Origin of the sequence: Dysgonomonas sp. PH5-45 (genome assembly GCF_029893235.1) — a bacterium.
Classification (GTDB): Bacteria; Bacteroidota; Bacteroidia; order Bacteroidales; family Dysgonomonadaceae; genus UBA1309.
The window spans coordinates 50,611-75,277 of the sequence record NZ_JARXWE010000011.1 but is presented as its reverse complement, the minus strand read 5'-3'; the positions used below and the strand labels follow the sequence as shown (position 1 = coordinate 75,277).

Below are 24,667 nucleotides of genomic sequence, written 5' to 3'. Positions count from 1 at the left end.
CAATGTAGACTACAAAAAAGAACGAATCGGAAATAAAAGAGAAAAACAAAGCAGAATAAAGAGAAAACAAAAAAAAGGCCATCTCATCATTGTGAGACAGCCTCAAAATTATTTATGTTATCAGCGATATTTTATCAGATTATTAACATGGCATCGCCATATGCTCCGAATTTATATTTTTCGTCGATTGCCAGCTCATATAGTTCCATAATCTTGTCGTATCCGCCAAAGGCAGCCGTCATCATCAACAATGTTGACTGCGGCAAATGGAAGTTAGTTACAAGCGAATCGGCAATATTAAAATCGTAAGGAGGGAATATAAACTTATTGGTCCATCCGGTACTTGGTTTCAATTGCCCGTTTGTTGTTACAATGGTTTCGATACCACGCATAACCGATGTACCTACGGCGCAAATCTTTGCTCCATTGGCTTTTGCGGTGTTCACCTGATTGGCAGTAGCCTCGGTAATCTCCATTTGCTCGGAATCCATTTTATGCTTAGTCAGATCTTCTACGTCAATATCGCGATAATTGCCCAAACCCGAATGCAGAGTGATATAAGCAAAGTCAATTCCCTTTATTTCCATTCTCTTCAGCAACTCACGGCTGAAGTGCAAGCCTGCCGCAGGAGCCACAACCGCTCCTTCGTTTTTTGCAAATATGGTTTGATAACGGTCTTTATCTTCCTGTTCCTCACCACGCCCCAAGTATTTAGGAATGGGGGTTTCGCCCAAAGCATAGAGCGACGATTTAAATTCTTCGGGAGGTCCATCGTATAGGAAACGCAATGTGCGCCCGCGCGATGTTGTGTTGTCAATAACCTCAGCCACCATCAGGTCGTCGTCTCCGAAATACAGTTTATTGCCGATACGGATTTTACGGGCAGGGTCGACCAAGACGTCCCACAGGTGAAATTCTTCGTTCAATTCGCGCAAAAGAAATACTTCTATCTTTGCCCCTGTTTTTTCTTTATTTCCGTATAAGCGGGCAGGAAAAACTTTTGTGTCGTTAAAAATAAACAGGTCTTTATTGTCGAAGTAGCTAAGGATATCTTTAAATACTTTATGCTCAACTTCCCCCGTTTTACGGTTAACAACCATCAAGCGCGACTCATCCCTGTTTTTAGAAGGATGTGTTGCGATTAACTCTTCCGGCAGATTAAATTTAAATTGCGATAGCTTCATATATTCAGATTCGTTATTTTATTTCTCTTTAATTATACTATTTCTTATAAATTCGTCCATTTGCTCCACATTCAGGCACTGTTCAACGGTGATTTCGCCTATGCGAGTGCGCCGCAGTGCTGTTAAATGCCCCCCTGATGCAAGAGCCAACCCGATGTCGCGGGCTAATGCCCGGATATATGTGCCTTTGCTGCAAACTACCCTTACGGTTATAGTTGGCATCGAATAATCGAGCAATTCTATTTCGTCTATAACAAGCACCTTCGGTTTTAGGTTCACTTCCTGTCCGTCGCGGGCAAGGTCGTATGCCCTTTTGCCGTTCACCTTGCAGGCCGAATAGGCGGGCGGTATCTGCTGTATTTCTCCCTTAAACCGGGTGAGGGCTTCTTCCACCAGCTCCCGTGTTATATGTTCGGTGGGGAAAACACCATCGACCTCCGTTTCAAGGTCGAACGATGGGGTTGTTTCGCCCAACTTTATTGTTGCAATATATTCCTTGGTTTGGTACTGAAACGATTCTATGAGTTTCGTTTTCTTCCCCGTACAAACAATCATGACGCCTGTTGCCAAGGGATCGAGAGTACCGGCATGGCCAACCTTCAGTTTCTTGATATGTAATGCCTGACAAAGCTTTGCCCTAAACCGGCGCACCAATGTGAATGATGTCCAATCCAACGGCTTATCAAAGCATACAATTTCGCCCGATATAAAATCCATCGTCAGTTTGCTTACATGATACTAAGTTCGTGACCCGACAGTAGAAATACGAGAATCACTACTCCCAACACAATACGATACCATCCAAACAGCTTAAATCCGTATTTGGTAACATAACCGATAAAGAATTTAATGGCAAGGATAGCCACCACAAAAGCCACCAGATTACCGATAATGAGCGTTGCCATATTATCCATCAATATCTGTGTACCTCCGTCGCTGGTAACAAGTTTCAGAAGCTTGTAGCCCGATGCGGCAGCCATGGTAGGCACAGCCAGAAAGAACGAAAACTCGGCCGCTGTTTTTCGTGTCAGCTTCTGAGTCATCCCCCCTACGATTGTTGCCATAGAGCGCGACACTCCGGGAATCATGGCTATACACTGGCAGCAACCTATTATAAAGGCTTTCTTATATGAGATTTCATCATCCTTGGGTTTATCGTCAAACAGCTTATCCACAAAGAGCATCAATACCCCTCCCAAAACAAGTGTTGTGGCAACAACATACACGTTTTCGAGCATTTCATCGATATAATCGTTAAACAAAAGTCCCAATATAGCTGCCGGAATAAATCCGATAAGGAGTTTTACATAGAAATCGACCGACTGGAAAAAGCGTTTCCAATACAGAAACAAAACCGAAAGTATTGCCCCAAACTGTATTATTACGGTAAAGGCTTTTACAAATTCAGTACTTTCAACCCCCAGAATGGCTTGTGTTATAATCATGTGTCCGGTCGACGAAACCGGAAGAAACTCGGTAAGCCCTTCAACTATGGCTATAATAATAGTTTGTAGAGTATCCATTTATAATATCAATCTTCTTTTTCTACTTTTTTGTTTGGGAAAAGGATACCTACAATCATCAACAAGAATCCCCCGAAACTGGTCATAGGTGCTACAACTATTCTTTTTGTACTAAAAATATCGGGTTCGAAACCTGTTTCGACTGTCGTGGCAGGCCCTGTCATCAATATAAATCCGAAGATTATAATGAACAAAGACACAGCGCAGATAATGTAATTCATTTTGCCAAATGCAAAGTTATTTCTTTCCATAGATGTGTATTTCGGTGTTATGATTATTATACGTAATATAATTTATTTGTTTTCATCTTCAAGTACCTATTCACAGCAAAGGCTGTTGCCGATATGGTAAGGAGTATCCCCAAAACTATAACTACAAGCGAAACTATAAGTAAGCTTTCGGGCTTAATTATCATCAGCAATTCAGGATACTGCTCTGTTGCTCCATACACAATAAGGGCAATGACTATGTTGGCCACAATGGCCGCTATAAAGCCCGACAGTACGGCACGCCACAAAAACGGCCTGCGGATAAAAGAGTTTGTAGCTCCCACCAACTGCATGGTGTTTATCAGAAAGCGTTTAGCATAAATATTCAACCTGATGGTATTACGGATAAGGGTAAACGAAATGAACATAAGTATCAGAGCCAGAACGATAAGCCCAAACCCTATTTTCGACAGGTTGGCATTTACCATCTGTAGGTCGCTCTCGTTATACATAAATTCGTTTACAATTTTGCTTCCCAAAAGTTTCTTTTCCAAAACCTTTACACTATCGGGGTTGGCATATTCGGAGAGCATTCTGATTTCAAAAATATTAGATGCAGGGTTGTAGCCCAACACCTCTTCGGGGTCTTTGCCCAAATCTTCGATAAGTTGCTGTTTAATTTCTTCCTTGCTGATATAAAGAACCGATTTCACCCCGGGGCTTTTCTCCAATTGTTTTTGCATCTTTGCAATGGCTGCGTCGTCCATCGTATCGGACACCTGCACCGAAATGCTCATATTTTCTTTTATAAAGGAGATAAATTCTTTTCCGGCAAAGCCTATAAGAATTGTCAATCCTAATAAAATCAAAACAAGCGTAATACTGATTGTAGTTGTTACACCCGAACTGAAAATAGAAGTCGATTTGGTTTTTGTATTATTCGCCATAAGAAATTTCTTTCAAGCTTAAAGTTAAGGGTTTTTCCTGATACCAATACATAGCATACCCAAATTCGCTGCAAAGGAACAAAATAAAATAGTATTTAAGGATAATTTTCATATTTTTAAGCCTCTTTTCCGACTAAGAAAAGTATTTTTAATTGAAAATGAGAATTCAGTATCTGAAAAATGGCTCAACATAACGATTTAGGAGAAAAAGGAGAAGCTGCGGCATGCCGTTTTCTGCAAAATTCGGGTCACCGCATTTTGCACCGAAACTGGCGGTATGGCAGGCACGAGATAGATATAATTGCCGAAAACGAAGATTATATTATTTTTGTGGAAGTAAAAACACGCAGTTCCACCCGGTGGGGGCAACCCGAAGACGCGGTTTCGGAAGGCAGAATAAAACGAATGGTAGAAGCCGCCGATTTTTATCTGAACAACAACGAGACAGACAAAGAAGTCCGTTTCGACATCGTTGCCATTACCTCTGGCCGTAACGGTTTTGATATAAATTACATCGAGGACGCATTTTTTGCACCCATAAACTAAACTAAACGATGAACATAGAAGAAGTAAGAGAATTTTGCCTGTCGGTAAAAGGTGCAGAGGAATGTTTTCCGTTCGACGAAACAACCCTTGTTTTTAAAGTCATGGGCAAGATGTTTGCCTACATGGGGCTGGAACGCCACGGAAGCGATTTTATGGTAAACCTGAAATGCGACCCCGAGAAAGCAGTTGAACTTCGCGAACAATACGATTGCGTAATACCCGGATACCACAGCAATAAAAAATATTGGAACAGCATTTTCTTGGAACAAGGCATGCCCGACGAAGAACTGAAAGGTTGGATACTCCACTCGGTTAGCGAAGTTATTAAAGGTCTGCCTAAAAAGAAGCAAGAAGAATACAAAAATCTGCCTGATGAAGACTAACCACTTCCTCCCTATACTGCATTTGGACGAAACGGACTCGACCAACAATTATTTGAGCCGGCTGATTGCCGAAAAAACCGTAGAAGAAGGTACAGCCGTTTCGGCCGAAATCCAAACAGCGGGGCGAGGCCAACGAGGTAATACGTGGATTGCCCAACGTGGAAAAAACCTTTTGTTCAGTATGGTTCTTTATCCGCATTTTGTGCCTGTTGCAAAACAATTCGTTATTTCGCAATGTGCCGCTTTGGCCGTGAGCGATATATTGGCAGAATATACACCCGATATAAAAATAAAATGGCCTAACGATATTTATTGGCGCAACCAAAAGATATGCGGAATGCTTATCGAAAACAATCTGCAAACCGATAGTATAAACCACTCCATTATTGGTATCGGTATAAATGTTAATCAGGCGGATTTCGACGAATCTGTCGCTACCCGGCCTACATCCCTTTTTCGTATTCTTGGCAAGGAGCAAAACCGGACGGAAATACTCCGGAAAGTTGTTTCCCGCCTGTTGCAATACTACGAAGACGTACGCATGGGTAAAGACACGGATATAGCAGAGAAGTATAAGCGTGATTTGTTCACAACAGGTATTTTTAAAGATACGACAGGTGTTTTTGAGGCCGTCATCAAAGACGTGGCTCCCACAGGCATACTGACCCTGACCGACAACGAAGGAAACGACCGCCAATACGCCTTCAAGGAGGTTGAATATGTGATTCAATAGTAATGCGGCAGTAGAAATCGTCTTATTCTTTGTTCAAATATTAAAACAACTTCTTATCTTTGCCGTTACTAAAATTTTTTGATGTTTACATTTAAGAAGGATTTGGTGTAGTAAATAACCTTAGGTGTTCTTGCATCTTTGGTTATCCCTCCGTTTCTCTGGCATATTCTTGCCCGAGTTTTTTTCGTATCTTATAATTAAGTATAATCGCATGTTTATGATGTAGATAATAGTTATCTGCAGGATATACATGTTCAAAATATAATGAAATGATAAATTCAAACAATATACAAATCCGAGAGACAAACATAAGCGATCTCGAAAATATAATAGATATTGAAACTCAAGCTTTTGGTTATAATAAAGAAGCCAAATTAGTAGCCGAACTATTGACCGATAAAACCGCAGAACCAATAGTTTCGCTCCTTGCCATTTATAATGGTGAGGCTGTTGGCCATATTCTTTTTACCAGAGCATACTTCTATGATCAGGAGGAACAACCCATAATGCACATACTCGCACCCTTAGCCGTAAAGCCTGAATATCAACGGCAAGGCGTAGGCGGAATGCTGATACAGGCAGGTATAAAGAAGCTACAAGAAAAAGGCTCAAGCCTTGTGTTCGTTTTAGGGCATAAAGATTATTATCCAAAATATGGCTTTATTCCTGATGCTGCACAATTAGGCTATCCGGCTCCTTATCCTATTCCGAAAGAGTATAGCGATTATTGGATGGTTCAGGCAATCAGCCCGAAGAGCTTTGGGATAGGTAAAGGAAAGATCAGATGCTCCGATGTATTGAATAAACCCGAACATTGGAGGGACGAAGAGTCCGACAGATAATCTGAATACAAAACAATGTTAAATACAAAAAATAAAAATATCATGAGTAACGAAAATAAAACAATTCACGAATTCGACTTTCAACTAATCTGCGAATTTTTCTCTAATCTGGAACGCCAAGGACCCGGCAGTCCCGAGGCAACCCTCCAAGCATTGAGCTTTATTGATAATCTTACCGATGAAGCACACATAGCCGACCTGGGCTGCGGCACGGGCGGTCAGACAATGGTACTGGCACAGCACGCACCGGGACAGGTTACCGGCCTTGATGTGTTTCCCGATTTCATCGACATTTTCAACCGTAACGCAACACAGTTAGGTTTGCAAAACCGAGTGAAAGGTATTGTAGGCTCGATGGATAACCTTCCTTTCGCAGAAGGGTCTTTAGACCTCATCTGGTCGGAAGGGGCAATCTATAACATCGGTTTTGAACGGGGACTGAACGAGTGGCGCAAGTATTTGAAGACAGGCGGCTATGTTGCCGTATCGGAAGCATCATGGTTTACTGACGAACGTCCGGCAGAGATTCATGATTTCTGGATGACGCATTATCCGGAAATAGATACAATTCCCAATAAAGTAGCTCAAGTACAGAAAGCGGGATACATTCCCGTTGCAACCTTTATTATGCCCGAAAATTGCTGGACAGAGCATTATTTTGCCTCAAAGGTTACAACTCAGGAGATTTTCCTTAACAAATACGCAGGAAATAAATCCGTTGAAGAATTCATCACGCTTCAATCGCACGAAGAAGAACTCTACCGTAAGTATAAAGAATTCTATGGCTATGTATTCTTTGTCGCAAAAAAACTGTAAGCTCACCGTAAAAAAAGGTATATATGCCAAAGAGGTTTTTGCCAACCATTTTTGGCGTTGTTACAAAATAAAGAATCTTTATTATTCAAGCTCCTTCGTTGCACACAGGATGACAATTCAAGTTAATACAAATACCCTCTAAACACAGAAAAGGAGTCATTCTTTTGAAATAACTCCTTTTCCTTCCTTCTTTAAAATACTGAAAAACACGTTTTATTCTATACCGCCACCAAGTGCCCGATACAGATTTACTGTTGCTTGCAACTGTTGCAGCCTGTCGTTCACTTGTCCTAACTGGGCTTGAAGCAGGTCTGTTTCGGCCTGAATTACTTCCAGATAGTTAGCCTCGCCGGCTTTCAATAGTTCTTGTGTGAATCTTACCGACTTGGTGAGCGACTCTATTTGCTGTTGACGCAGTTTGTCTTTGCTTAATGCCTTTTCGTAAGTATAGAGAATGTCCGACACCTCATTGCTTGCCGAGAGAACCGTTTGTTCAAAACCCAATAAAGCGGCTTTCTGTGTAGATTTGGCAATCTTAAGTTGGGTTATCAGCTGTTTGCGGGCAAAGATAGGCTGAGTAAGCCCTCCGATGATGCTTGCCGCTAAGTTTTCCGGTTTGAAGAAGCCCGACAAAGTGTTGGTTGTTCCATAACCAATGAATGAGCCTGTATTCAGTCTTATTGACGGATAGAAACTGGCTTGGGCAGCATTTGTCAGTTCAAACGCGCTGCGGAAGCTAAGTTCGGCTTGCTTCACATCAGGGCGGTTAGCCAACATCTGCATAGGCATACCGATTTTCATTTCGGTAGGAATACTCTGGCTGGCAATTGTTCCGCGTACAATAGGACCGGCTTTGCGGCCAAGCATAAGGCTTAGGGAGTTTTCCATCTTCCGGATGTTCATTTCAAGATCGGGAATACTTATCCTTGTGTTGTACAGGGCGGCTTTGGTTTGTTCAACCGAAGCACCGTTAAGCATACCTGCCTCTTTAAGAGCCTCCATTGTTGTTATTGTTTCTTCCAATAGGTTGATAGACTCGAGGCTTACCTTTAGCTGCTCGTCGAGCGACAACAAGGTATAGTACGATGTGGCAATATTCGAAATCAGAGAAGTCTGAATCAGATTACGGTATTCGACCGACGACAAGAAATCGGCATATTTAGCACGCGACTGGCGGTTCAGCTTTCCCCAAACATCCAGCTCCCACGAGGCGGCAATTCCCAGCGAATAGTCGGTTGAATGATATTTAAGCGCTTTGTTCCCTTCGCTGCCCTTACTGTATCGGTTGTGAGTGACAGACCCCGACAAAGCCACTTCCGGGAAATATGCCGCACGGGCCATTCCCAAAGAAGCCTCCGCTTGCTCGATGCGGGTATATGCTATCTTCAGGTCGTAGTTGTTGGCAATACCTTCGTCTATGAGAGCCTGAAGAATAGGATCCTTGAAATATTCGCGCCAAGGGATACTGGCTATGGTTGTCGTATCGGTTGAATCGTGATCTCGGTACAGGTTTTCTGTATCTACCTCCGGCGATTTATATTTATTTACGACTTGGCAGGAGGAGAGCCCTATTGAGACTGCAAGTCCCAATAGAACGGCTCCTTTTATATAAGTTTTACTCATATGGTTATCTTATTTATTTTGATTTATAAATTCATCGTTCGAGTTTACCATTCCCGATTTACTGAATTTATCCTGAATGGTTTGGAATATAATATAAAGCGATGGTATGACAAGCACCCCTATCATTGTTCCTATCAACATACCTCCAATGGCACTGATACCGATAGAACGGTTACCAACGGCTCCCGCACCTGTTGCCACGGCAAGAGGCATAAGTCCGAATATAAAGGCGAACGATGTCATCAAAATAGGGCGCAAACGAGCCACAGCTCCGTTAACAGCCGCTTCAACAACACTCATACCTTGCTGACGACGCTGAATAGCATATTCCACAATAAGAATGGCATTTTTGGCGAGCAGCCCGATAAGCATGACAAGCGAAATCTGGACATAGATGTTGTTTACGATACCCGTACCGCTCATCATGGCTATAAAGATGAATATAAACACCCCTGCCAAACCAACAGGCAAAGAGAAAATCACGGCCAACGGAAGGATATAACTTTCGTACAATGCGGCAAGCAGCAGATAAACGAAAATCAGACAAAGCCCAAAAATCAAAATTGTTTGGCTTCCGCTGTTTACTTCTTCGCGGGTCATACCCGAAAACTCATACCCATAGCCTTGAGGAAGTGTTTCGGCTGCAATCTCCTGAACGGCAAGAATGGCGTCTCCGGTACTGTATCCTTTCGTAAAGTCGGGAATGATGTTCAAACTCATCGACGAGAACATGTTGAAACGTGTAAGCATCTGCGGACCTGACACATCGTTTATGGTTATAAACTCTGTGATAGGCGCCATTTCGCCCGATCCGGTACGTACATATATTCCGCTCATATCTTCCATCTTCGACCTGTATTCGGGCGAAGCTTGAACCATAACACGGAACTGTTTTCCGTATACATTGAAGTTCGATACATACATACTACCCACATATGCTTGCAGGGTGGTCATTACTTCACTAAGGGTAAGGCCAGCATCTTTTATTTTGGCAACATCGGCTTCCAATTCCTTTTGCGGGAAGTTGGGGTTGAACGATGTCATGGCAATCATGATTTCGTCTCTTTCGCGCACTTTTGCCAAAAATTGGTTGGTAATGTCGTAGAATGCGTGTATATCGCCACCTGTACGGTCTTGCATTTTCATTTCCACACCGTTGGCAAGACCAAACCCTTGCAATGTTGGAGCTCCCATAAAGAGGAAGGTGGCTTCTTTTATGGATGCCGTCTTTTTCTGCAATTCGGCAACAACATCGTTGACCGTCGTTTCGCGTTCGCTCCATGGGTCAAGTTTTATGATGATAGCCGCGTACGAACTACCCAAACCTCCACTAAGGAAGTCCACCCCTGTTATGTTCAGAACATTCTTTACGTGAGGGATGTCTTGTGCCATCTCAACAACCTGCTGCGTTAGGGTATCGGTTCTTTCGAGCGATGCACCCGGAGGCATGGTAACTATTCCCATAACAACACCACTGTCTTCCTGAGGTACGAATCCGGTAGGGATCATTTTCATCAAACCAAACAAAACTGCCGATGCAACGGCGATGATGGCTATCGTTATCCAACGGTGTCCCCGTTTTCCTAAAAAGTGCAATGCGCCTTTATATTTTGATGTGGCTGCACCGAACATAATATTAAAGTTGTTACCTAAACGGCGCACGAAACCGACTTTTTTATTATGGTCGTCGCTATGTCCTTTCAGGAACAAGGCACACAAGGCGGGGCTCAACGTTAAGGCATTGACTGCCGATATGATGATGGATATGGCCAGCGTTAAACCAAACTGTTTATAGAATATACCGGTTGTTCCTCCGATAAAACTAACCGGAATAAACACCGATGCCATAACCAATGTAATGGACACGATGGCCGGAGCAATCTCTTTCATGGCCGCCATGGTTGCAACCTTTGGATCTTTTTCTCCGGCATCCAACTGGGCATGGACGGCCTCGACGACCACGATGGCGTCGTCGACGACTATACCGATGGCCAGAACCAGAGCGAACAGAGTAAGCAGGTTTATAGAGAAGCCAAACATTTGCAAGAAGAAGAATGTACCCACAATAGCAACCGGAACGGCGATAGCCGGAATCAGTGTAGAGCGGAAGTCCTGCAAGAAAATAAACACCACGATAAACACCAATATAAAGGCTTCTATAAGCGTATGTATAACCTTGTCGATAGACGCGCTCAAGAACTCATTGGCATTCATCATATAATTGATTTTTATGCCCGGAGGGAAAGTTTTGGAAGCCTCGTTCAAAACATTGGTCACATTTTCGATTACTTCCTGAGCATTAGAACCCGCTGTTTGGCTGATACCGATAGCTACCGATTCCAAACCGTCCGTACGGGAAATAACGGAATAGTTCAATGAACCCAACTCAACGTCGGCCAAGTCTTTCAGGCGAAGTATCTGCCCATTCTGCGAACGTACTATTATATCACCAAACTCTTCGGTTGTTTTCAGACGTCCGGTATACTTCATAGTATATTGGAACGACTGGTCGCTGTTTTGTCCCAACTCACCGGGAGCAGCTTCGATGTTTTGTTCGCTCAGGGCGGCAACAACTTCCGTAGGGTTTATTTGGTACGAAGCCATTACATCGGGCTTGAACCATACACGCATCGAATAGTCTTTGGCTCCATACACATTGGCATCTCCAACCCCATATACACGCTTTATCTGCGGAAGGATGTTGATGTTGGCATAGTTCTGTACAAAGCGGGAATCGTAGTCGGGATTATCGCAAGTAAGCGAAATCATCATGATGGTACTACTCTGTTGTTTTCTGACGGTAACCCCTGTTTTGGTAACCTCCGAAGGCAATAGCGGGTTTGCGCGGGCGGCAAGGTTTTGTACGTTTACAGCCGCGATGTCGGGGTTTACTCCTGTTTCGAAAAACACGGTGATGTTGGCCGAACCACTATTCGAAGCCGAAGACGTCATATAGGTCATCCCCTCAACCCCGTTTATCTGTTCTTCTAATGGAATAACAACACTGTTCATTACTACATCGGCATTAGCTCCCGGATACGAAGCTTCTACCTGTACCGTAGGGGGAGCAATATCAGGGTATTGCTCTACAGGCAGTGTTGCCAGACCGATAACCCCCAATACAACAATAAGAATTGATATAACGGTGGAAAGTACGGGTCTTTCTATAAATGTTTTTAACATATTTATTTTGTTTTATATATTCTATCAACCTTCTCTCTAAAAAAGAAATTATGTATTGCTTTCGTTAAGAAAAAATTGTGAAAAGCGATTAATTTTACTCTTTAATTATTCTGCCTTTTGGGGTTCTGTTGCCACGGGAGCGTCTTTCACGGCTATTTTCTTTCCGTTGTTAAGAGTTGCCACACCGGAAGTCACAATTCTGTCGCCAGCTTTCAACCCTTCTGTAATGGCATACGATTTTCCGCCGGGCATGCTCGTTGCCTTAATCACGGTTTGCACAACAGAGTCGCCCTGTACTTTAAACACAAGCACCTTATCCTGTATAGAGAACGTTGCTTTTTGAGGGATAACAAGTGTGTTTTCGAGCGAAGTTGGTATTACCACACGGCCGCTTGTTCCACTACGCAACATTCCTTGTTTGTTAGGAAACTCGGCACGGAAGCTTACCGAACCGGTCGATACATTTACCACCCCGGAGATTGTTTCTATTCTGCCGGGTTCGGAATATTCCGATTTGTCGGCTAAAATAAGTTTCACGTTTGGCAGATTCTTGATTTTTTCGGCTTGAGTTTTACCTTCAAGGCTTTGAAGAAGAGACATAAGGTCTTTTTCGTTCAGCGAGAAATAAGCAAACACGTTGTTTGTATTGGCCACTGTGGTCAGTACGTTTGCTTTGTCTACAAGGCTACCTATACGGTAGGGAATTGAACCGACAATACCGTCAACCGGACTCGAAACCTCTGTCCACGACACTTTAGCCTGTGCATTTGCAACAGAAGCCTTAGCCTGTGCAAGCGCAGCAAGCGCGGTTTCGTAGCTGTTTTGGGCGGTTTCTAACTGTACGTTGCTTATGATGCCTTCGGCCGCCAGTGGCCTATATCTGTCAACATTCAGTTTCGCGGTGTTCACCTGTGCCTGCGCACTGTTTACTGCGGCTCTGGCTGTTGTAAGCTCCTGCTGTGCCGATGGAGAGTTTATCCTGAAAAGTACTTGCCCTTTGCGTACAACCGAACCTTCGTCTACATAAATCCCTTCGATGAAACCGTCTATCCGTGGGCGGATTTCGATATCCTCCTGTCCCTTGATAGTGGCTGGGAACGAAACTTCCAACTGAGCCGACTGTTCGGCAAGGACGGCTGTCTCGTACGCCTCGGGGGCCGATTGTGTATTCGTATCCTGTTTGCCACCGCACGATGCAAGCAGCAAGATGGATAGAGATAATGAACCTACACTTAATCTTTTCAAATTCATAACAATTAATTTTAGATATTTATTACTTTTTTTTATTCACTTCTTTTGTTTAGCTCTTCAAGTAAGATGTCTAATTGTGTGCTTAGGGTGACTATATCTACATTTTTAAATATTTCCCTTTGCGATTTCTTTACTTTTTCGATAGCTTCCAAAAACAACTTTTTACCTACCTGTGTCATCTCCACCTTACGGGCTCTGGTGTCTGTTTTACTTTCGCTTCTTTGCACCAATCCTTTTTTCTCCAGATTACGGAGAATGGTCGATGTTGTCATCGGATCAATATTTGCTTCTTGTGCCAGAACAATTTGGGTGACTTCGTCCATTGATTCATTCAGATGGAAAGTTGCTCCCAATATCTCCATCTGCGAGGCTGTGATACCAAAGCTCTCCAATAATTTGTGCTTACCTCTTTGCCAAAATTTACTTATTTGCCAAATTTGATAAGAAACTCTTTCGACGGAGAATTCTTTTTGACATTCTGATTCCATTGTTTTTCGCATATTAGTTAAATGTATAAACAACGCTTAAAGCGCCTTATGCATGTTTATTTATAAATAAGTCTGCAAATATAATAAGTGTGCTTATTATGTGAGTGCTTATTTAAATATATAAAACTACATTTAACGTTTTTTTATGCGATAGATTAACACAATATCTTGATAATTAACAAAAATAGCCGAGGTTGTTACGCTCGGCTATTTTAAATCTTTTATTTTTTTAATAGTCTATTCGGGTAGTTCTATTTTCAGATTTAATTCGTCGAGTTGTTCTTGGTCTATTGCCGAAGGCGCGTCCATCATTACGTCGCGTCCGGAGTTGTTTTTCGGGAAAGCGATACAGTCGCGGATAGAGTCCAGACCGGCAAATAACGAAACCAACCTATCCAGCCCAAAGGCAATTCCGGCATGTGGCGGGGCTCCATATTTAAAGGCATTCATCAGAAATCCAAACTGAGCTTGTGCTTTTTCGGGAGTAAAGCCGAGTGCTTGGAACATCTTTTGTTGCAAATCGCTATTATATATACGGATAGAACCGCCTCCCACTTCAACTCCGTTTATGACCATATCGTAGGCATTTGCCCTGACGGCTCCCGGATTGGTATCGAGCAAGTCGATATCTTCTTCCTTAGGACTGGTGAAGGGGTGATGCTTGGCAAAATAGCGTCCCAGTTCTTCGTCCTCTTCCAGAAGCGGAAAGTCGACCACCCAAAGAGGGCTAAATTGTTCTTTGTTCCGTAAACCCAAGCGTTCGCCCATTTCCAAGCGGAGTTCGCAAAGCTGTTTTTGAGCTTTTTCGGTTTCTCCGCAGATGATAAGGATAAGGTCGCCGGGTTCGGCACCGCAACGTTCGGCCCATCGCTGCAAATCGTCGGCAGTATAAAACTTGTCTACCGATGACTTCAATGTTCCGTCAACATCGTAACGGACGTAAACCAGCCCCTTGGCACCTATCTGGGGACGTTTCACAAAATTAGTAAGTTCGTCCAGTTGTTTTCTTGTATAAGCCGCTGCTCCTTTTGCACAAATTGCCCCAACGTATTCCGAACTATCGAACACAACAAAGTCTCGGCCTGTGGTAAGATCTTTCAGCTCGGTGAACTTCATCTCGAAGCGGGTATCGGGTTTGTCCGACCCGTAGTACTTCATCGCATCGGCATAAGTCATACGCGGAAAATCGGGGATGTCGATACCTTTTATTTTTTTGAATAAGCCTTTAACAAGCCCTTCGAATGTTTGGAGTATGTCTTCCTGACCAACGAACGACATTTCGCAGTCTATCTGTGTAAACTCGGGTTGGCGATCGGCACGGAGGTCTTCGTCCCGAAAACATTTAACAATCTGGAAGTAACGGTCGAAACCCGAAACCATCAGCAATTGTTTAAACAGCTGTGGCGACTGTGGCAGGGCATAAAACTCACCGGGGTTCATGCGAGAGGGAACGATAAAATCGCGCGCGCCCTCGGGGGTTGACCCCACAAGAACGGGGGTTTCTACTTCCAAGAAATTTTGTTTGTCAAGATAGCTGCGTGTTTCGAAAGCTATTTTGTGGCGTAGTTCAAGATTCCGGCGAACAGTGTTTCTCCTCAAATCAAGATAACGATACTTCATGCGGATATCGTCACCTCCGTCCGTTTCGTCTTCGATAGTGAAGGGCGGAACTTCCGATTTGTTGAGTATCACTACTTTCGATGGTACTATTTCAATCTCCCCTGTGGGTAGTTTATCGTTTTTGCTCGAACGCTCCTGTACTTTACCTGTAACCTGAAGCACCCACTCGCGTCCCAGTTTATTGGCTTCTTCATAAAGATGCGCATCCACATCGTTATAGAAAGCTAATTGGGTGATGCCATAACGGTCGCGCAGATCAACAAAAGTGATTCCGCCCCCAAGCTTTCGGGATTTCTGTACCCATCCGGCAAGGGTAACTACCTCATTTACATCAGTAAGGCGAAGCTCGCCACAGGTCTTTGTTCTGTACATGGTTCTTAAACTGACTAAATTTGATTATTTGTTTTTTTGAGGATACAAAAGTAAATATTTTATCTTGTCCGGTAACATTTTTATTCAAAAAATTAGCAAATCAAATTAAAATTATCAATAATATGTGAATTGCTTAACGATAGCTACAAACGGTCTATATATTCCCTTTGTTTTTCGAAGTAATTGGCCTGAACAATCTCGTTCGATGTGGTTATCAGTGTAGAATATTTTTTCAGTGAATCTAACCATTCTTTATGAATCTCGCATATCTCCGGATTGGTTATTATTACCCGGTTGTAAAAGTGGAAGTTGAACGAAGATCTCACATTCCCGTCGCATATACTGTAACTGCTGTTGCCGTCGATATTGAAGTTCGATAGATAAAAGAGATGTTTCGCTCCTTTTTCGGAGCCGCCTGTACGCACCATTTTTTCAACAAAATCTATCATATCATGAAAATTCTTCTTTATCAACAAAAAGTCGTCATCGTTCATCAGCTTCAGTTTACGGAAATAGCAAACCTCCCTCAATGGGCCTAAAAATACATTGGGGTCCATGATGTATGTATTGTTGTTGACTTCTAAACTGCTGACATTTAATTTACTTCGCAGGAGTTCTAATTCGGGGGTAATCTCAATATCGGAATAGTATAGTTTAGACAAGCCCGTATGTTTGCGGTGCAACCAAGCGAAATAAAAGAATTTGAATATATCTTTGAAATGAACACAAAATTCGGCAGGCATGCAGTTCAGCGCCATTGTTGTGGACGATGTTTCGTCCTGAAGACGAAGGTCTATTTCCTCTTTGTATTTCCGGAACTTTTCCAGAAATGTTTGCTTAGGGTCTTTGTCTATTTTTAAGTCTATCACGGCCTTGGGCGTATCCTTTGTCAGACCCACGATTTCGTCCAGAGAGAATTTCAAATCCTGCGATAGCTTAATCATTTCGGTAAAGGAAAAAGACATTTCTCCCCGCAGCCGGCGATAGGCCGATTCTTTACCGATATCGAGCGTTTCGGCCAGATAGTTAACGGGTTTTACGTGGGGAGGTATTAACTTTAATATCCGGTTTATTATTGAGACTTTTATGTCGTCATTCATTTGCTGCATGGCTATTGTCTGTTGTGATGTTTTTTATAAAGTTTCGTTGTTGATCAATAAATTCGGTTTGCAGAGCTTCGTTGCATCCGGTTATGAGGCTCGAATATTTTTTCAATGAGTTGAGCCACGATTTATAGGTTTTGCATATTTCGGGGCTTTTTGAGCTAATGGTCACGCCAAAAGATATCCACAGGCTTATTTTTTCTTCGTCATCGCATTTGCAATACAATCCCGACGATTCTATCTGGGCGGTAGACAGATAAATATTGGTGACATTCCCGAAGTCTGTTTTTTGCTTTATAGTATACTCCATTATGTCAATAAAGGCATAGAGGTCTTTTTGCAGTAACACTACTTCGTCTTCGGATATGAGCTTCCTTTTGTAATAGTATTCTATTGCTTGGATAGTGCTTTTCAGAAAATTTATATCCAATATATATGTGTGTAAGCCTACTGTACTGACCGTTTTGAGTTTTTCGCGGAGTTCGATAATGTCTTGAGGCAGAACAATGTCTGATAATGAAAAATTTAATGAAACCTGTTGTGTTTGCTGTGTCCATTTGTAATAATAGAATTTGAACAGATGGTCAAAATATACCGACGTTAATATCATCAACCGGTTTGAGGCTACTGTAACTTCTACATTCTTTGCTTTGGTTAGTTTTTCTTTATCAGTTACATATGCCAACAATATTTCCGAAAAAGTTTTTTGAGGTTCAAGCATTTCATTCGACCGGAAATTGAATGTAACCGGTGGCGGATCTGATGCTTCATCGTTATCGGTTATTATTTCTTCCAAAGTAAAGGACAACACAGAGGATAGTTTGATGATATCTGTTAGGCTGAAGGAGACTTCGCCTTTGATGCGTCTATATACTGATTCTTTGCTGAGATTGAGTGCGTCTTGTAAAAAATCGACAGGATTTAGGTGAGCCGGTATTTTAGCTAAAATGTTGTTAATGATGCCTTTTTTTAATATTTGATTCATAAATTATGATACAGTAATTGTATATTGTATTTGTGACACAAAGCTACTACTATTTTCTTCAATATAACAGAATTCAATTATAAATAGTTGTTAACCGATATATATTGTAACAAATAAAAGGGGTTGATTGTTTTTTGTAAGAAAAATATGATAATTAGTTTCATTTTATCTATATAAATCCGATAAGTTGAAGCAAAACGAGGTGTTTGAGGATAGAAAACGGGCTCAAAAGTCTCATTTTTTTAAAAAGTGAAACAGTTTGTTGTCACAAAGTTGAAAACGGGTGAATTTATACTCTTTTTTTTTATTGTTTTTTTTGCCTCGGGGCTTTTACTTTGCATTGGCTTACAAAAACAAATAGATGATAGAGTGCTATTATCTTTAGGTCAAAGATAACAATTTGTTATCAGATACAGTTTAATCAAGTGAATTAGCATTAAAATAACCCTATTTCATTATTTATTCAATTCTGATTCTATTCAGAATTATTCCGAAAGATTGTGGAGTTAAAGATAAGTCTCTCAAATCGAATAATTATAATTTGGATGAATGTTGTGTTTTTTGAATATGATTGAGTTTTAATCGTTTGTAATCTTATTTTACACCTGAAATTAGATTCTTTCAACTTTTATCCTTTTTTCTCCACAATTTTTTCGGAATAGCCCAAAAGGCGATAATGTAGTGATGGGATATACGTATAACGTAAGTTTATTTTTTCTTACGATTAAAGTTTTAGTTAGTGTGTGTTGATTTTAGACGTTAAAAGTCGTTTGTTTCATTTCAGTATATTAAAGAAGTGTTTGGTCTTTAATTTATCTGATGTTTTAAATTCGTGATTTCTGTAATTTGTTCGTGTGTAAATTCCATAATTGGTTACTTTAGAGTTTGTATTGTTTGGTCTTAATCTTAACCATTATCGGAATTTACACATTTTTTTATCCGTTTTTTCGATGGAGCATAAGTCAGTATTTCTTGTTTCTGCACCCTTGTTCGGCAATCCTTATATCGGGCGATTTTTGATATAGGATTTCCGTTTTTTTGTTTTACTAAATTAAATGTCTTTTAAGATTTAATATGATGGTTTTTATACATAAGACCGAAAAACAGGCATTTAAATTAAAAAATCTTTCACCTATTTGTTTATCTTTGCAGCGAATCTTATGGAGAGTACAATAAGAAGATAATTCAAAATACTTATTCTGGAGAAGGATGAAGAAATATAACCTGATTAACAACATTTTTGGATGGCTAAGTTTTGCCATTGCAGCAGTAGTTTACTGTATGACGATAGAGCCCAGTGCCAGCTTCTGGGATTGCGGCGAGTTTATAACTTCTGCCTATAAGTTGGAAGTGGGTCACCCGCCGGGTGCTCCGTTTTTTATGTTGACCGGTAAGTTTTTCTCTTTGTTCGCATCCGACCCCAGTCAGGTGGCAGCAATGGTAAACATCATGTCGGCATTGTTGAGTGCGCTGACTATCCTCTTCTTGTTTTGGACAATAACCCATCTGGCAAAGAAGCTTGTTTGTCAGGATAATAACAAAGAAATGTCTTTGGCACAACTCATAATCATTATGGGTAGTGGCTTGGTTGGAGCTTTGGTTTATACGTTTTCAGATACATTCTGGTTTTCGGCCGTAGAGGGTGAGGTTTACGCCTACTCTTCTATGTTTACGGCTTTGGTTTTCTGGCTGATTCTGAAATGGGAAAACCGGGCAGGCAAGCCGGGTGCCGATAAATGGCTTGTGCTGATTGCCTATGCAATGGGGCTTTCTATCGGGGTTCACTTGTTGAACTTGCTGTGTATCCCCGCAATTGTGTTGGTTTATTATTTCAAGAAATCGAACGCGGTCAGCACCAAAGGGATTCTCCTTTCGCTATTAGGTTCTTTCGGGTTGATTGTTGTATTGATGTATGGCATCATTCCCGGATTTTCTAAATTGGGAGGATGGTTCGAACTATTCTTTGTAAACTCTTTAGGCTTCTCGTACAATTCGGGAGCTTTTGCATATCTGATTCTGTTGTTTGTCACTTTGGCTTGGGCAGGTTTCGAAACATTCTCGGCGAAAGGTAGCATGAGCAGGGCAAAAATAGCTTTCTTGCTTTGTGCGGTTCTGTCGGGTACGATATTTATAGGATCGAGCGTTCTGTTCTGGCTGGTACTACTTGCAGGGCTTATCGTGTTCTTATACAAATATAAAGGTGTTACTTTCCGTTTACTTAACACTTCTGTTTTGTGTTTGTTTGTGATAATGATAGGATACTCTTCTTTTGCGTTGATTCCTATCCGTTCGGCGGCAAATACCCCGATGGATCAGAACTCGCCCGAAGATGTATTCTCGTTGGGTAGTTATCAGAACCGCGAGCAGTATGGCGATACGCCGTTGTTCTATGGTCGTACATACGCATCGGAAGTGGTTCGCGAAAACGGAGTAGCTAAGCAAACTAATGTTAAGGATAAATATGGCAGGGTGGTGAAAACGTCGCCTGCCGAGAAAGACCGCTACGTGGTTACCGAAACTTCGGGCGACTATGAGTACACAAACGCTATGTTGTTCCCTCGTATGCATGCCTCGAAAGACCAACCCGGCTACGACCGCTATATGCGCGGTTACGCAAGTTGGGGAGGGGTAACAAGCCCCAGTGTTACACCAACATTCTTCCAGAATTTGCAGTTCTTTTTCTCGTATCAACTGAATTTCATGTATTTCCGTTATTTTATGTGGAATTTTTCCGGTCGCCAGAACGATATTCAATCGATGGGAGGAATTTCGAACGGAAACTGGATAACGGGTATAGGCTTCATCGACGAGCATATTCTCGGTTTGGGGTCGCAAGATAACCTGCCGCCCGATATCGCAAACAATAAAGGGCACAATAAATTCTATATGCTGCCTCTGATTTTGGGTATATTGGGTATAGCCTTCCAGCTGATGAGCGGCAAAAAAGGATCGCAACAGTTATGGGTAACCTTCATGTTGTTTTTCATGACAGGTATAGCCATTGTGATTTATCTGAACCAAAAACCATTTGAGCCGCGCGAACGCGATTATGCTTATGCCGGGTCGTTCTACGCTTTTTCAATCTGGATAGGTCTTGGCGTGGCTGGCGTGTGGACTCTGATTAAGAAATATCTGAAGAGTGAAACACCTGCCGTTGCAATCATTATTTCGGTGCTGACACTATTGATTCCCGTACAAATGGTTTCGCAAACATGGGACGACCACGACCGTTCGGGCAGATACATCATGCACGATGCGGCTATGAACTATCTGGATAGTTGCGAGGAACAAGGGATAATATTTACCAACGGAGATAATGATACCTTCCCGTTGTGGTATATACAAGAAGTTGAGGGATACCGTACAGATGTGCGTGTATGTAACCTGAGTTATCTGCAAACCGATTGGTATGTAGATCAGATGCGCCGTCAGGCATACAACTCAAAACCGTTGCCTATCGACTGGGAAGAGAAACATTATGCAACCGAAAAAGGACGGTACGCGTTTGTGATGTCGAAAAACTTTATTGAAAAAACACTTCAAAACCAAATGGGTATCGACCCCAATAACCCTATGTCGGCTATGCAGGCGGTAGACTTCACGAAGTATTACGATACATCGGTGTTTAAAGACTCGGTATTGCTCGACGAAGTGATGGATAACCTAAGAGATGCCGAAATATTTTATACTCCTCAAAACCCTTTCATAACAGATGCTCCTGTTATTCCGGGATCGGCTTTGTACATGAATGTGAACGAGGGTAAGGTAAACTGGGCAAACTTGGGAACTCAACCAAAACGGGATATGGTTGTCAACATAGGGCGCGAGGGTTCGGCTATTTACCGTAGCGAACTTATGATTCTTGACATGTTGAAAAATATCAATGCCGACAACTGGAAACGCCCTGTCTATTTTGCTGTTACTGTGGGCAACGATATGTATATGGGGCTGCAAAAAGAAAACTTTATGTTGCAGGGGCTTACCTATCGTGTTGTTCCGGGGCAGATTCCTCAAAACGGAGTGCAAGGCGGAGTGAATACCGATGTTACGTACAACAATATGATGAACAAGTTCCGTTATACGGGAATCAACAATCCGAAAGTATATATCGACGAAACCAATATGCGTACCTGCAAGACTTACCGTCTGATGTTTGCGCAGCTTATCACAGCCCTCATAGAGGAAGGTAAGAACGATAAGGCTCTGAAGGCGTTGGATAAGATAATGGAAGTTGTGCCGGCATCTACCGTTCCGATGGGTTACGAGTCTGTTACATTTGTTGACTCTTACCTGCATTTAGGACAGAAAGCGAAGGCCAATGCTGTTGCCAAATCAATTACCGATAGGGTGTACTCAACTTTAGGCTGGTATCATGGTTTAAAACAGAGCCATATGAACAAGTGCTCGTCTGATATTGGCGAATATATCAACGTGATGCTGATGCTGAGCAGTGCTTACCAGCGGAATGGAGAGCAAAAAACGTACGAAGAGTTGGTAAGTAAACTGATTACTTATTCCCAGATTTATTACTCGAACGGGATGATCGATTTAGCTGACTTCACCTTGAAGAATATAACAAACAATGCAATATCTAATTATTACCGCAGTCAGGGTGATACGGCTATTGCTGCTTTCGAGAACAAGATTTTGGAAAAATCTATGGGTATGATGCAGAAATACAATCCTGCATTATTACAGGAATTCCAAAAATAAACTAATATGTAACAAAAGATTGCGAATCCCCATTGATTCGCAATCTTTTGTTTTTCGGTTTCGGACATACGTAATGTTAATAGAGCAACCTCCTTTTATATACAGAATGTTTTTTCCCGGCGGGTATTGGCGAATACCGGTTGATGGAGAAAAGGTTGTTTACCTGACCTTCGACGATGGGCCGGTGCCCGAAATCACAACGTGGGTTTTGGACGTTCTGGATAAGTATAAGATTAAAGCTACCTTTTTTTGTGTGGGAGATAATGTCCGCAAACATCCGGAAATATATAAAGATATTTTAGACCGGGGGCATAAGGTAGGTAATCATACATACAACCACCTGCAAGGTGTTCGTTCTTGGTCGGGCAGATATGTGGAAAACACAAAAAAGGCATCAGAGTATATCAACTCCGACCTGTTTCGCCCTCCTCACGGGCACATGCGTATCCCTCAGTTCCTTAGATTAAGGAAACACTATAAAATTATATTGTGGGATGTTGTTACCCGCGATTACAGTAAATACATGACTCCCCATTCGGTATTGAAGAATGTACAGAAATATACCCGCAATGGGTCTGTCATTGTTTTTCACGATTCGCTCAAAGCCGAAAGAAACATGAAGGAGGCTTTGCCCAAAGCCATAGAGTGGTTGCTGGAACAAGGCTATTCGTTCCGGACAATCCCTTCGTTGCGAAAATAAGTTTACTTGAACTTTTATGTATCTTTGTTCAGGTTCAGATTTATAAAACTTTTCTGAGAAAAAAATAAAAACATGATTCTTATCCACAATGCCACCATCGTAAACGAAGGACGTTCGTTTGTAGGTTCAGTACTGATAGAGGGAAAAATAATTAAAGACATATTTGTTCCGGGCGAAGTGCCCGAAGGCATACTATCGCAAGCCGAGGTTATTGATGCTTCGGGGTTATGGCTTCTTCCGGGAGTGATAGACGATCAGGTACATTTCCGCGACCCGGGTCTGACTCATAAAGGTGATCTGCGTACCGAAAGCCGTGCGGCAATAGCCGGAGGGGTAACCTCTTTCATGGAAATGCCTAACACAAAACCACAAACAACCACCATCGAAGCTTTGGATGCTAAGTTTGAGGCTGCCGAAGAGAAATCGTACGCAAACTATTCGTTCTATCTGGGTGCAACCAACGATAATCTGGCAGAGCTGAAAAAAGCGGACAAGAAGCATATTTGTGGGATAAAGGTTTTTATGGGCTCGTCGACCGGAAATATGTTGGTCGATAACCAGAAGACGCTCTCATCTGTTTTTGCCGAAATAGATATGCTCATAGCAACCCATTGCGAGGAAGAAGAGATAATAAAAAAGAATATAGAGTACTATAAGGCAAAATTCGGCGATAGTATTCCGGTGCAATACCATCCGCTCATTCGTAGCGAAGAGGCTTGCTATCGGTCTTCGGCAAAAGCCGTAGAATTGGCCGATAAATATGGAGCGAGGCTTCATATATTGCACTTGTCTACGGCCAAGGAAGTAACTCTGTTTGATGCAACGCCCCTTGCCCAAAAGAAAATTACGGGCGAAGTTTGTGTGCATCACCTTTGGTTCTCGGACGAGGATTACGCGAAATACGGAACACGCATCAAGTGGAATCCTGCCATTAAGACAAAAAACGATAGGGATGCTCTGTTGCAAGGCTTGCTGAACGGACGATTGGATGTTGTGGCAACCGACCATGCCCCACACTTGCCCGAAGAAAAACAGGGCGACTGCCTGCAAGCTGCGTCGGGAGGGCCTTTGGTACAGCATTCCCTGCAAATGATGCTTGAGCTGGCAAAACAGGGGAGATTAACCAAAGAGCAGGTTGTTGACAAAATGTGCCATGCGCCTGCCACCCTTTTCCGTGTACACAAGAGGGGTTATCTGCGTCAGGGGTATTATGCCGATATGGTTCTGGTCGACCCTAATAAGAATTATACAATACAGAAAGATAATATTTTGTATAAATGCGGATGGTCGCCCGTGGAAGGGCAAACCTTGTCTACAACCATCGAAAAAACTTTCCTGAACGGCCGGTTGGCCTTCGATGCGGGGGTACTCAATGATGTAAAAGGCGAAGCCTTAGTGTTCGACTATTGAATTTTATAGAAAAACTGTTGCTGTGGGATTGTCGGT

At 42.2% G+C, this 24,667-nt stretch carries 20 protein-coding genes; 8 read left to right on the top strand and 12 right to left on the bottom strand.

The features are described 5' to 3' along the window. Positions 1 to 134: 134 nt before the first annotated feature. Genes queA through M2132_RS05895 form a run of 5 tightly spaced genes read right to left on the bottom strand, consistent with a single transcriptional unit; the run spans position 135 to position 3,863 of the window. Entirely contained in the window at positions 135 to 1,184 is a 1,050-nt protein-coding gene (queA, locus tag M2132_RS05915; protein WP_280672277.1) for a tRNA preQ1(34) S-adenosylmethionine ribosyltransferase-isomerase QueA, read from the bottom strand. An 18-nt stretch (positions 1,185 to 1,202) separates the two neighbouring features. Continuing rightward, positions 1,203 to 1,901, bottom strand: a complete 699-nt coding sequence (truB, locus tag M2132_RS05910) for a tRNA pseudouridine(55) synthase TruB (RefSeq protein WP_280672275.1) — start codon at positions 1,899 to 1,901, stop codon at positions 1,203 to 1,205. An 11-nt stretch (positions 1,902 to 1,912) separates the two neighbouring features. After that, complete coding sequence (locus M2132_RS05905) at positions 1,913 to 2,707, bottom strand: undecaprenyl-diphosphate phosphatase (RefSeq protein ID WP_280672273.1); 795 nt, start codon at positions 2,705 to 2,707, stop codon at positions 1,913 to 1,915. 8 nt (positions 2,708 to 2,715) lie between these two features. Next, a complete protein-coding gene (locus M2132_RS05900) occupies positions 2,716 to 2,958 on the bottom strand; it encodes a DUF3098 domain-containing protein (RefSeq protein ID WP_280672271.1) in 243 nt (80 codons plus the stop codon). A 26-nt stretch (positions 2,959 to 2,984) separates the two neighbouring features. Beyond that, positions 2,985 to 3,863: an ABC transporter permease gene (locus M2132_RS05895; RefSeq protein WP_280672269.1), complete on the bottom strand. Its 879-nt coding sequence runs from the start codon at positions 3,861 to 3,863 to the stop codon at positions 2,985 to 2,987. A 180-nt stretch (positions 3,864 to 4,043) separates the two neighbouring features. Here M2132_RS05895 and M2132_RS05890 point away from each other — a divergent pair, with 180 nt between their 5' ends. From M2132_RS05890 to M2132_RS05870, 5 genes are all read left to right on the top strand, one after another. Next, positions 4,044 to 4,409, top strand: a complete 366-nt coding sequence (locus M2132_RS05890; protein ID WP_280672267.1) for a YraN family protein — start codon at positions 4,044 to 4,046, stop codon at positions 4,407 to 4,409. 8 nt (positions 4,410 to 4,417) lie between these two features. After that, positions 4,418 to 4,792, top strand: a complete 375-nt coding sequence (locus M2132_RS05885; protein WP_280672265.1) for an MmcQ/YjbR family DNA-binding protein — start codon at positions 4,418 to 4,420, stop codon at positions 4,790 to 4,792. Then, entirely contained in the window at positions 4,782 to 5,525 is a 744-nt protein-coding gene (locus M2132_RS05880; RefSeq protein ID WP_280672262.1) for a biotin--[acetyl-CoA-carboxylase] ligase, read from the top strand. The genes M2132_RS05885 and M2132_RS05880 overlap by 11 nt, the downstream gene beginning before the upstream one ends. Before the next feature lie 269 nt (positions 5,526 to 5,794). Further along, positions 5,795 to 6,367 carry a GNAT family N-acetyltransferase gene (locus tag M2132_RS05875; protein WP_280672260.1) on the top strand — a complete coding sequence of 191 codons (573 nt, stop codon included), beginning with the start codon at positions 5,795 to 5,797 and terminating at the stop codon, positions 6,365 to 6,367. A 42-nt stretch (positions 6,368 to 6,409) separates the two neighbouring features. After that, positions 6,410 to 7,183, top strand: coding sequence for a class I SAM-dependent methyltransferase (locus tag M2132_RS05870; protein ID WP_280672258.1), 774 nt, complete (start codon positions 6,410 to 6,412; stop codon positions 7,181 to 7,183). A 213-nt stretch (positions 7,184 to 7,396) separates the two neighbouring features. Here the strand turns inward: M2132_RS05870 and M2132_RS05865 are convergent, their stop codons facing one another. The 7 genes from M2132_RS05865 to M2132_RS05835 all read right to left on the bottom strand — a co-directional run bounded on the left by M2132_RS05865 (position 7,397) and on the right by M2132_RS05835 (position 17,808). After that, positions 7,397 to 8,806, bottom strand: coding sequence for an efflux transporter outer membrane subunit (locus M2132_RS05865; RefSeq protein WP_280672256.1), 1,410 nt, complete (start codon positions 8,804 to 8,806; stop codon positions 7,397 to 7,399). 9 nt (positions 8,807 to 8,815) lie between these two features. After that, a complete protein-coding gene (locus tag M2132_RS05860) occupies positions 8,816 to 11,989 on the bottom strand; it encodes an efflux RND transporter permease subunit (protein ID WP_280672254.1) in 3,174 nt (1,057 codons plus the stop codon). A gap of 105 nt (positions 11,990 to 12,094) precedes the next feature. Further along, positions 12,095 to 13,240, bottom strand: coding sequence for an efflux RND transporter periplasmic adaptor subunit (locus tag M2132_RS05855; RefSeq protein WP_280672252.1), 1,146 nt, complete (start codon positions 13,238 to 13,240; stop codon positions 12,095 to 12,097). A 32-nt stretch (positions 13,241 to 13,272) separates the two neighbouring features. Beyond that, positions 13,273 to 13,728 carry a MarR family winged helix-turn-helix transcriptional regulator gene (locus tag M2132_RS05850; protein WP_280672250.1) on the bottom strand — a complete coding sequence of 152 codons (456 nt, stop codon included), beginning with the start codon at positions 13,726 to 13,728 and terminating at the stop codon, positions 13,273 to 13,275. 237 nt (positions 13,729 to 13,965) lie between these two features. Then, on the bottom strand, positions 13,966 to 15,720 hold the full coding sequence (gene aspS, locus M2132_RS05845; RefSeq protein WP_280672248.1) for an aspartate--tRNA ligase: 1,755 nt from the start codon (positions 15,718 to 15,720) through the stop codon (positions 13,966 to 13,968). Positions 15,721 to 15,863: 143 nt separating this feature from the next. After that, positions 15,864 to 16,829, bottom strand: coding sequence for a hypothetical protein (locus M2132_RS05840; protein ID WP_280698230.1), 966 nt, complete (start codon positions 16,827 to 16,829; stop codon positions 15,864 to 15,866). Next, the gene (locus M2132_RS05835) at positions 16,813 to 17,808 is read right to left on the bottom strand and encodes a hypothetical protein (protein ID WP_280672244.1); all 996 of its coding nucleotides are present in this window, start codon (positions 17,806 to 17,808) and stop codon (positions 16,813 to 16,815) included. Before M2132_RS05835 ends, M2132_RS05840 begins: the two co-directional genes overlap by 17 nt. A gap of 1,209 nt (positions 17,809 to 19,017) precedes the next feature. On the opposite strand from M2132_RS05835, the gene M2132_RS05830 reads away from it, so the two are divergent. The 3 genes from M2132_RS05830 (at position 19,018) to M2132_RS05820 (ending at position 24,631) form a co-directional block, all read left to right on the top strand. Then, positions 19,018 to 22,521: a DUF2723 domain-containing protein gene (locus M2132_RS05830; protein ID WP_280672242.1), complete on the top strand. Its 3,504-nt coding sequence runs from the start codon at positions 19,018 to 19,020 to the stop codon at positions 22,519 to 22,521. 73 nt (positions 22,522 to 22,594) lie between these two features. Continuing rightward, positions 22,595 to 23,221, top strand: a complete 627-nt coding sequence (locus M2132_RS05825; RefSeq protein ID WP_280672240.1) for a polysaccharide deacetylase family protein — start codon at positions 22,595 to 22,597, stop codon at positions 23,219 to 23,221. 72 nt (positions 23,222 to 23,293) lie between these two features. Beyond that, entirely contained in the window at positions 23,294 to 24,631 is a 1,338-nt protein-coding gene (locus M2132_RS05820) for a dihydroorotase (protein WP_280672238.1), read from the top strand. The last annotated feature ends 36 nt before the right edge of the window (positions 24,632 to 24,667 follow it).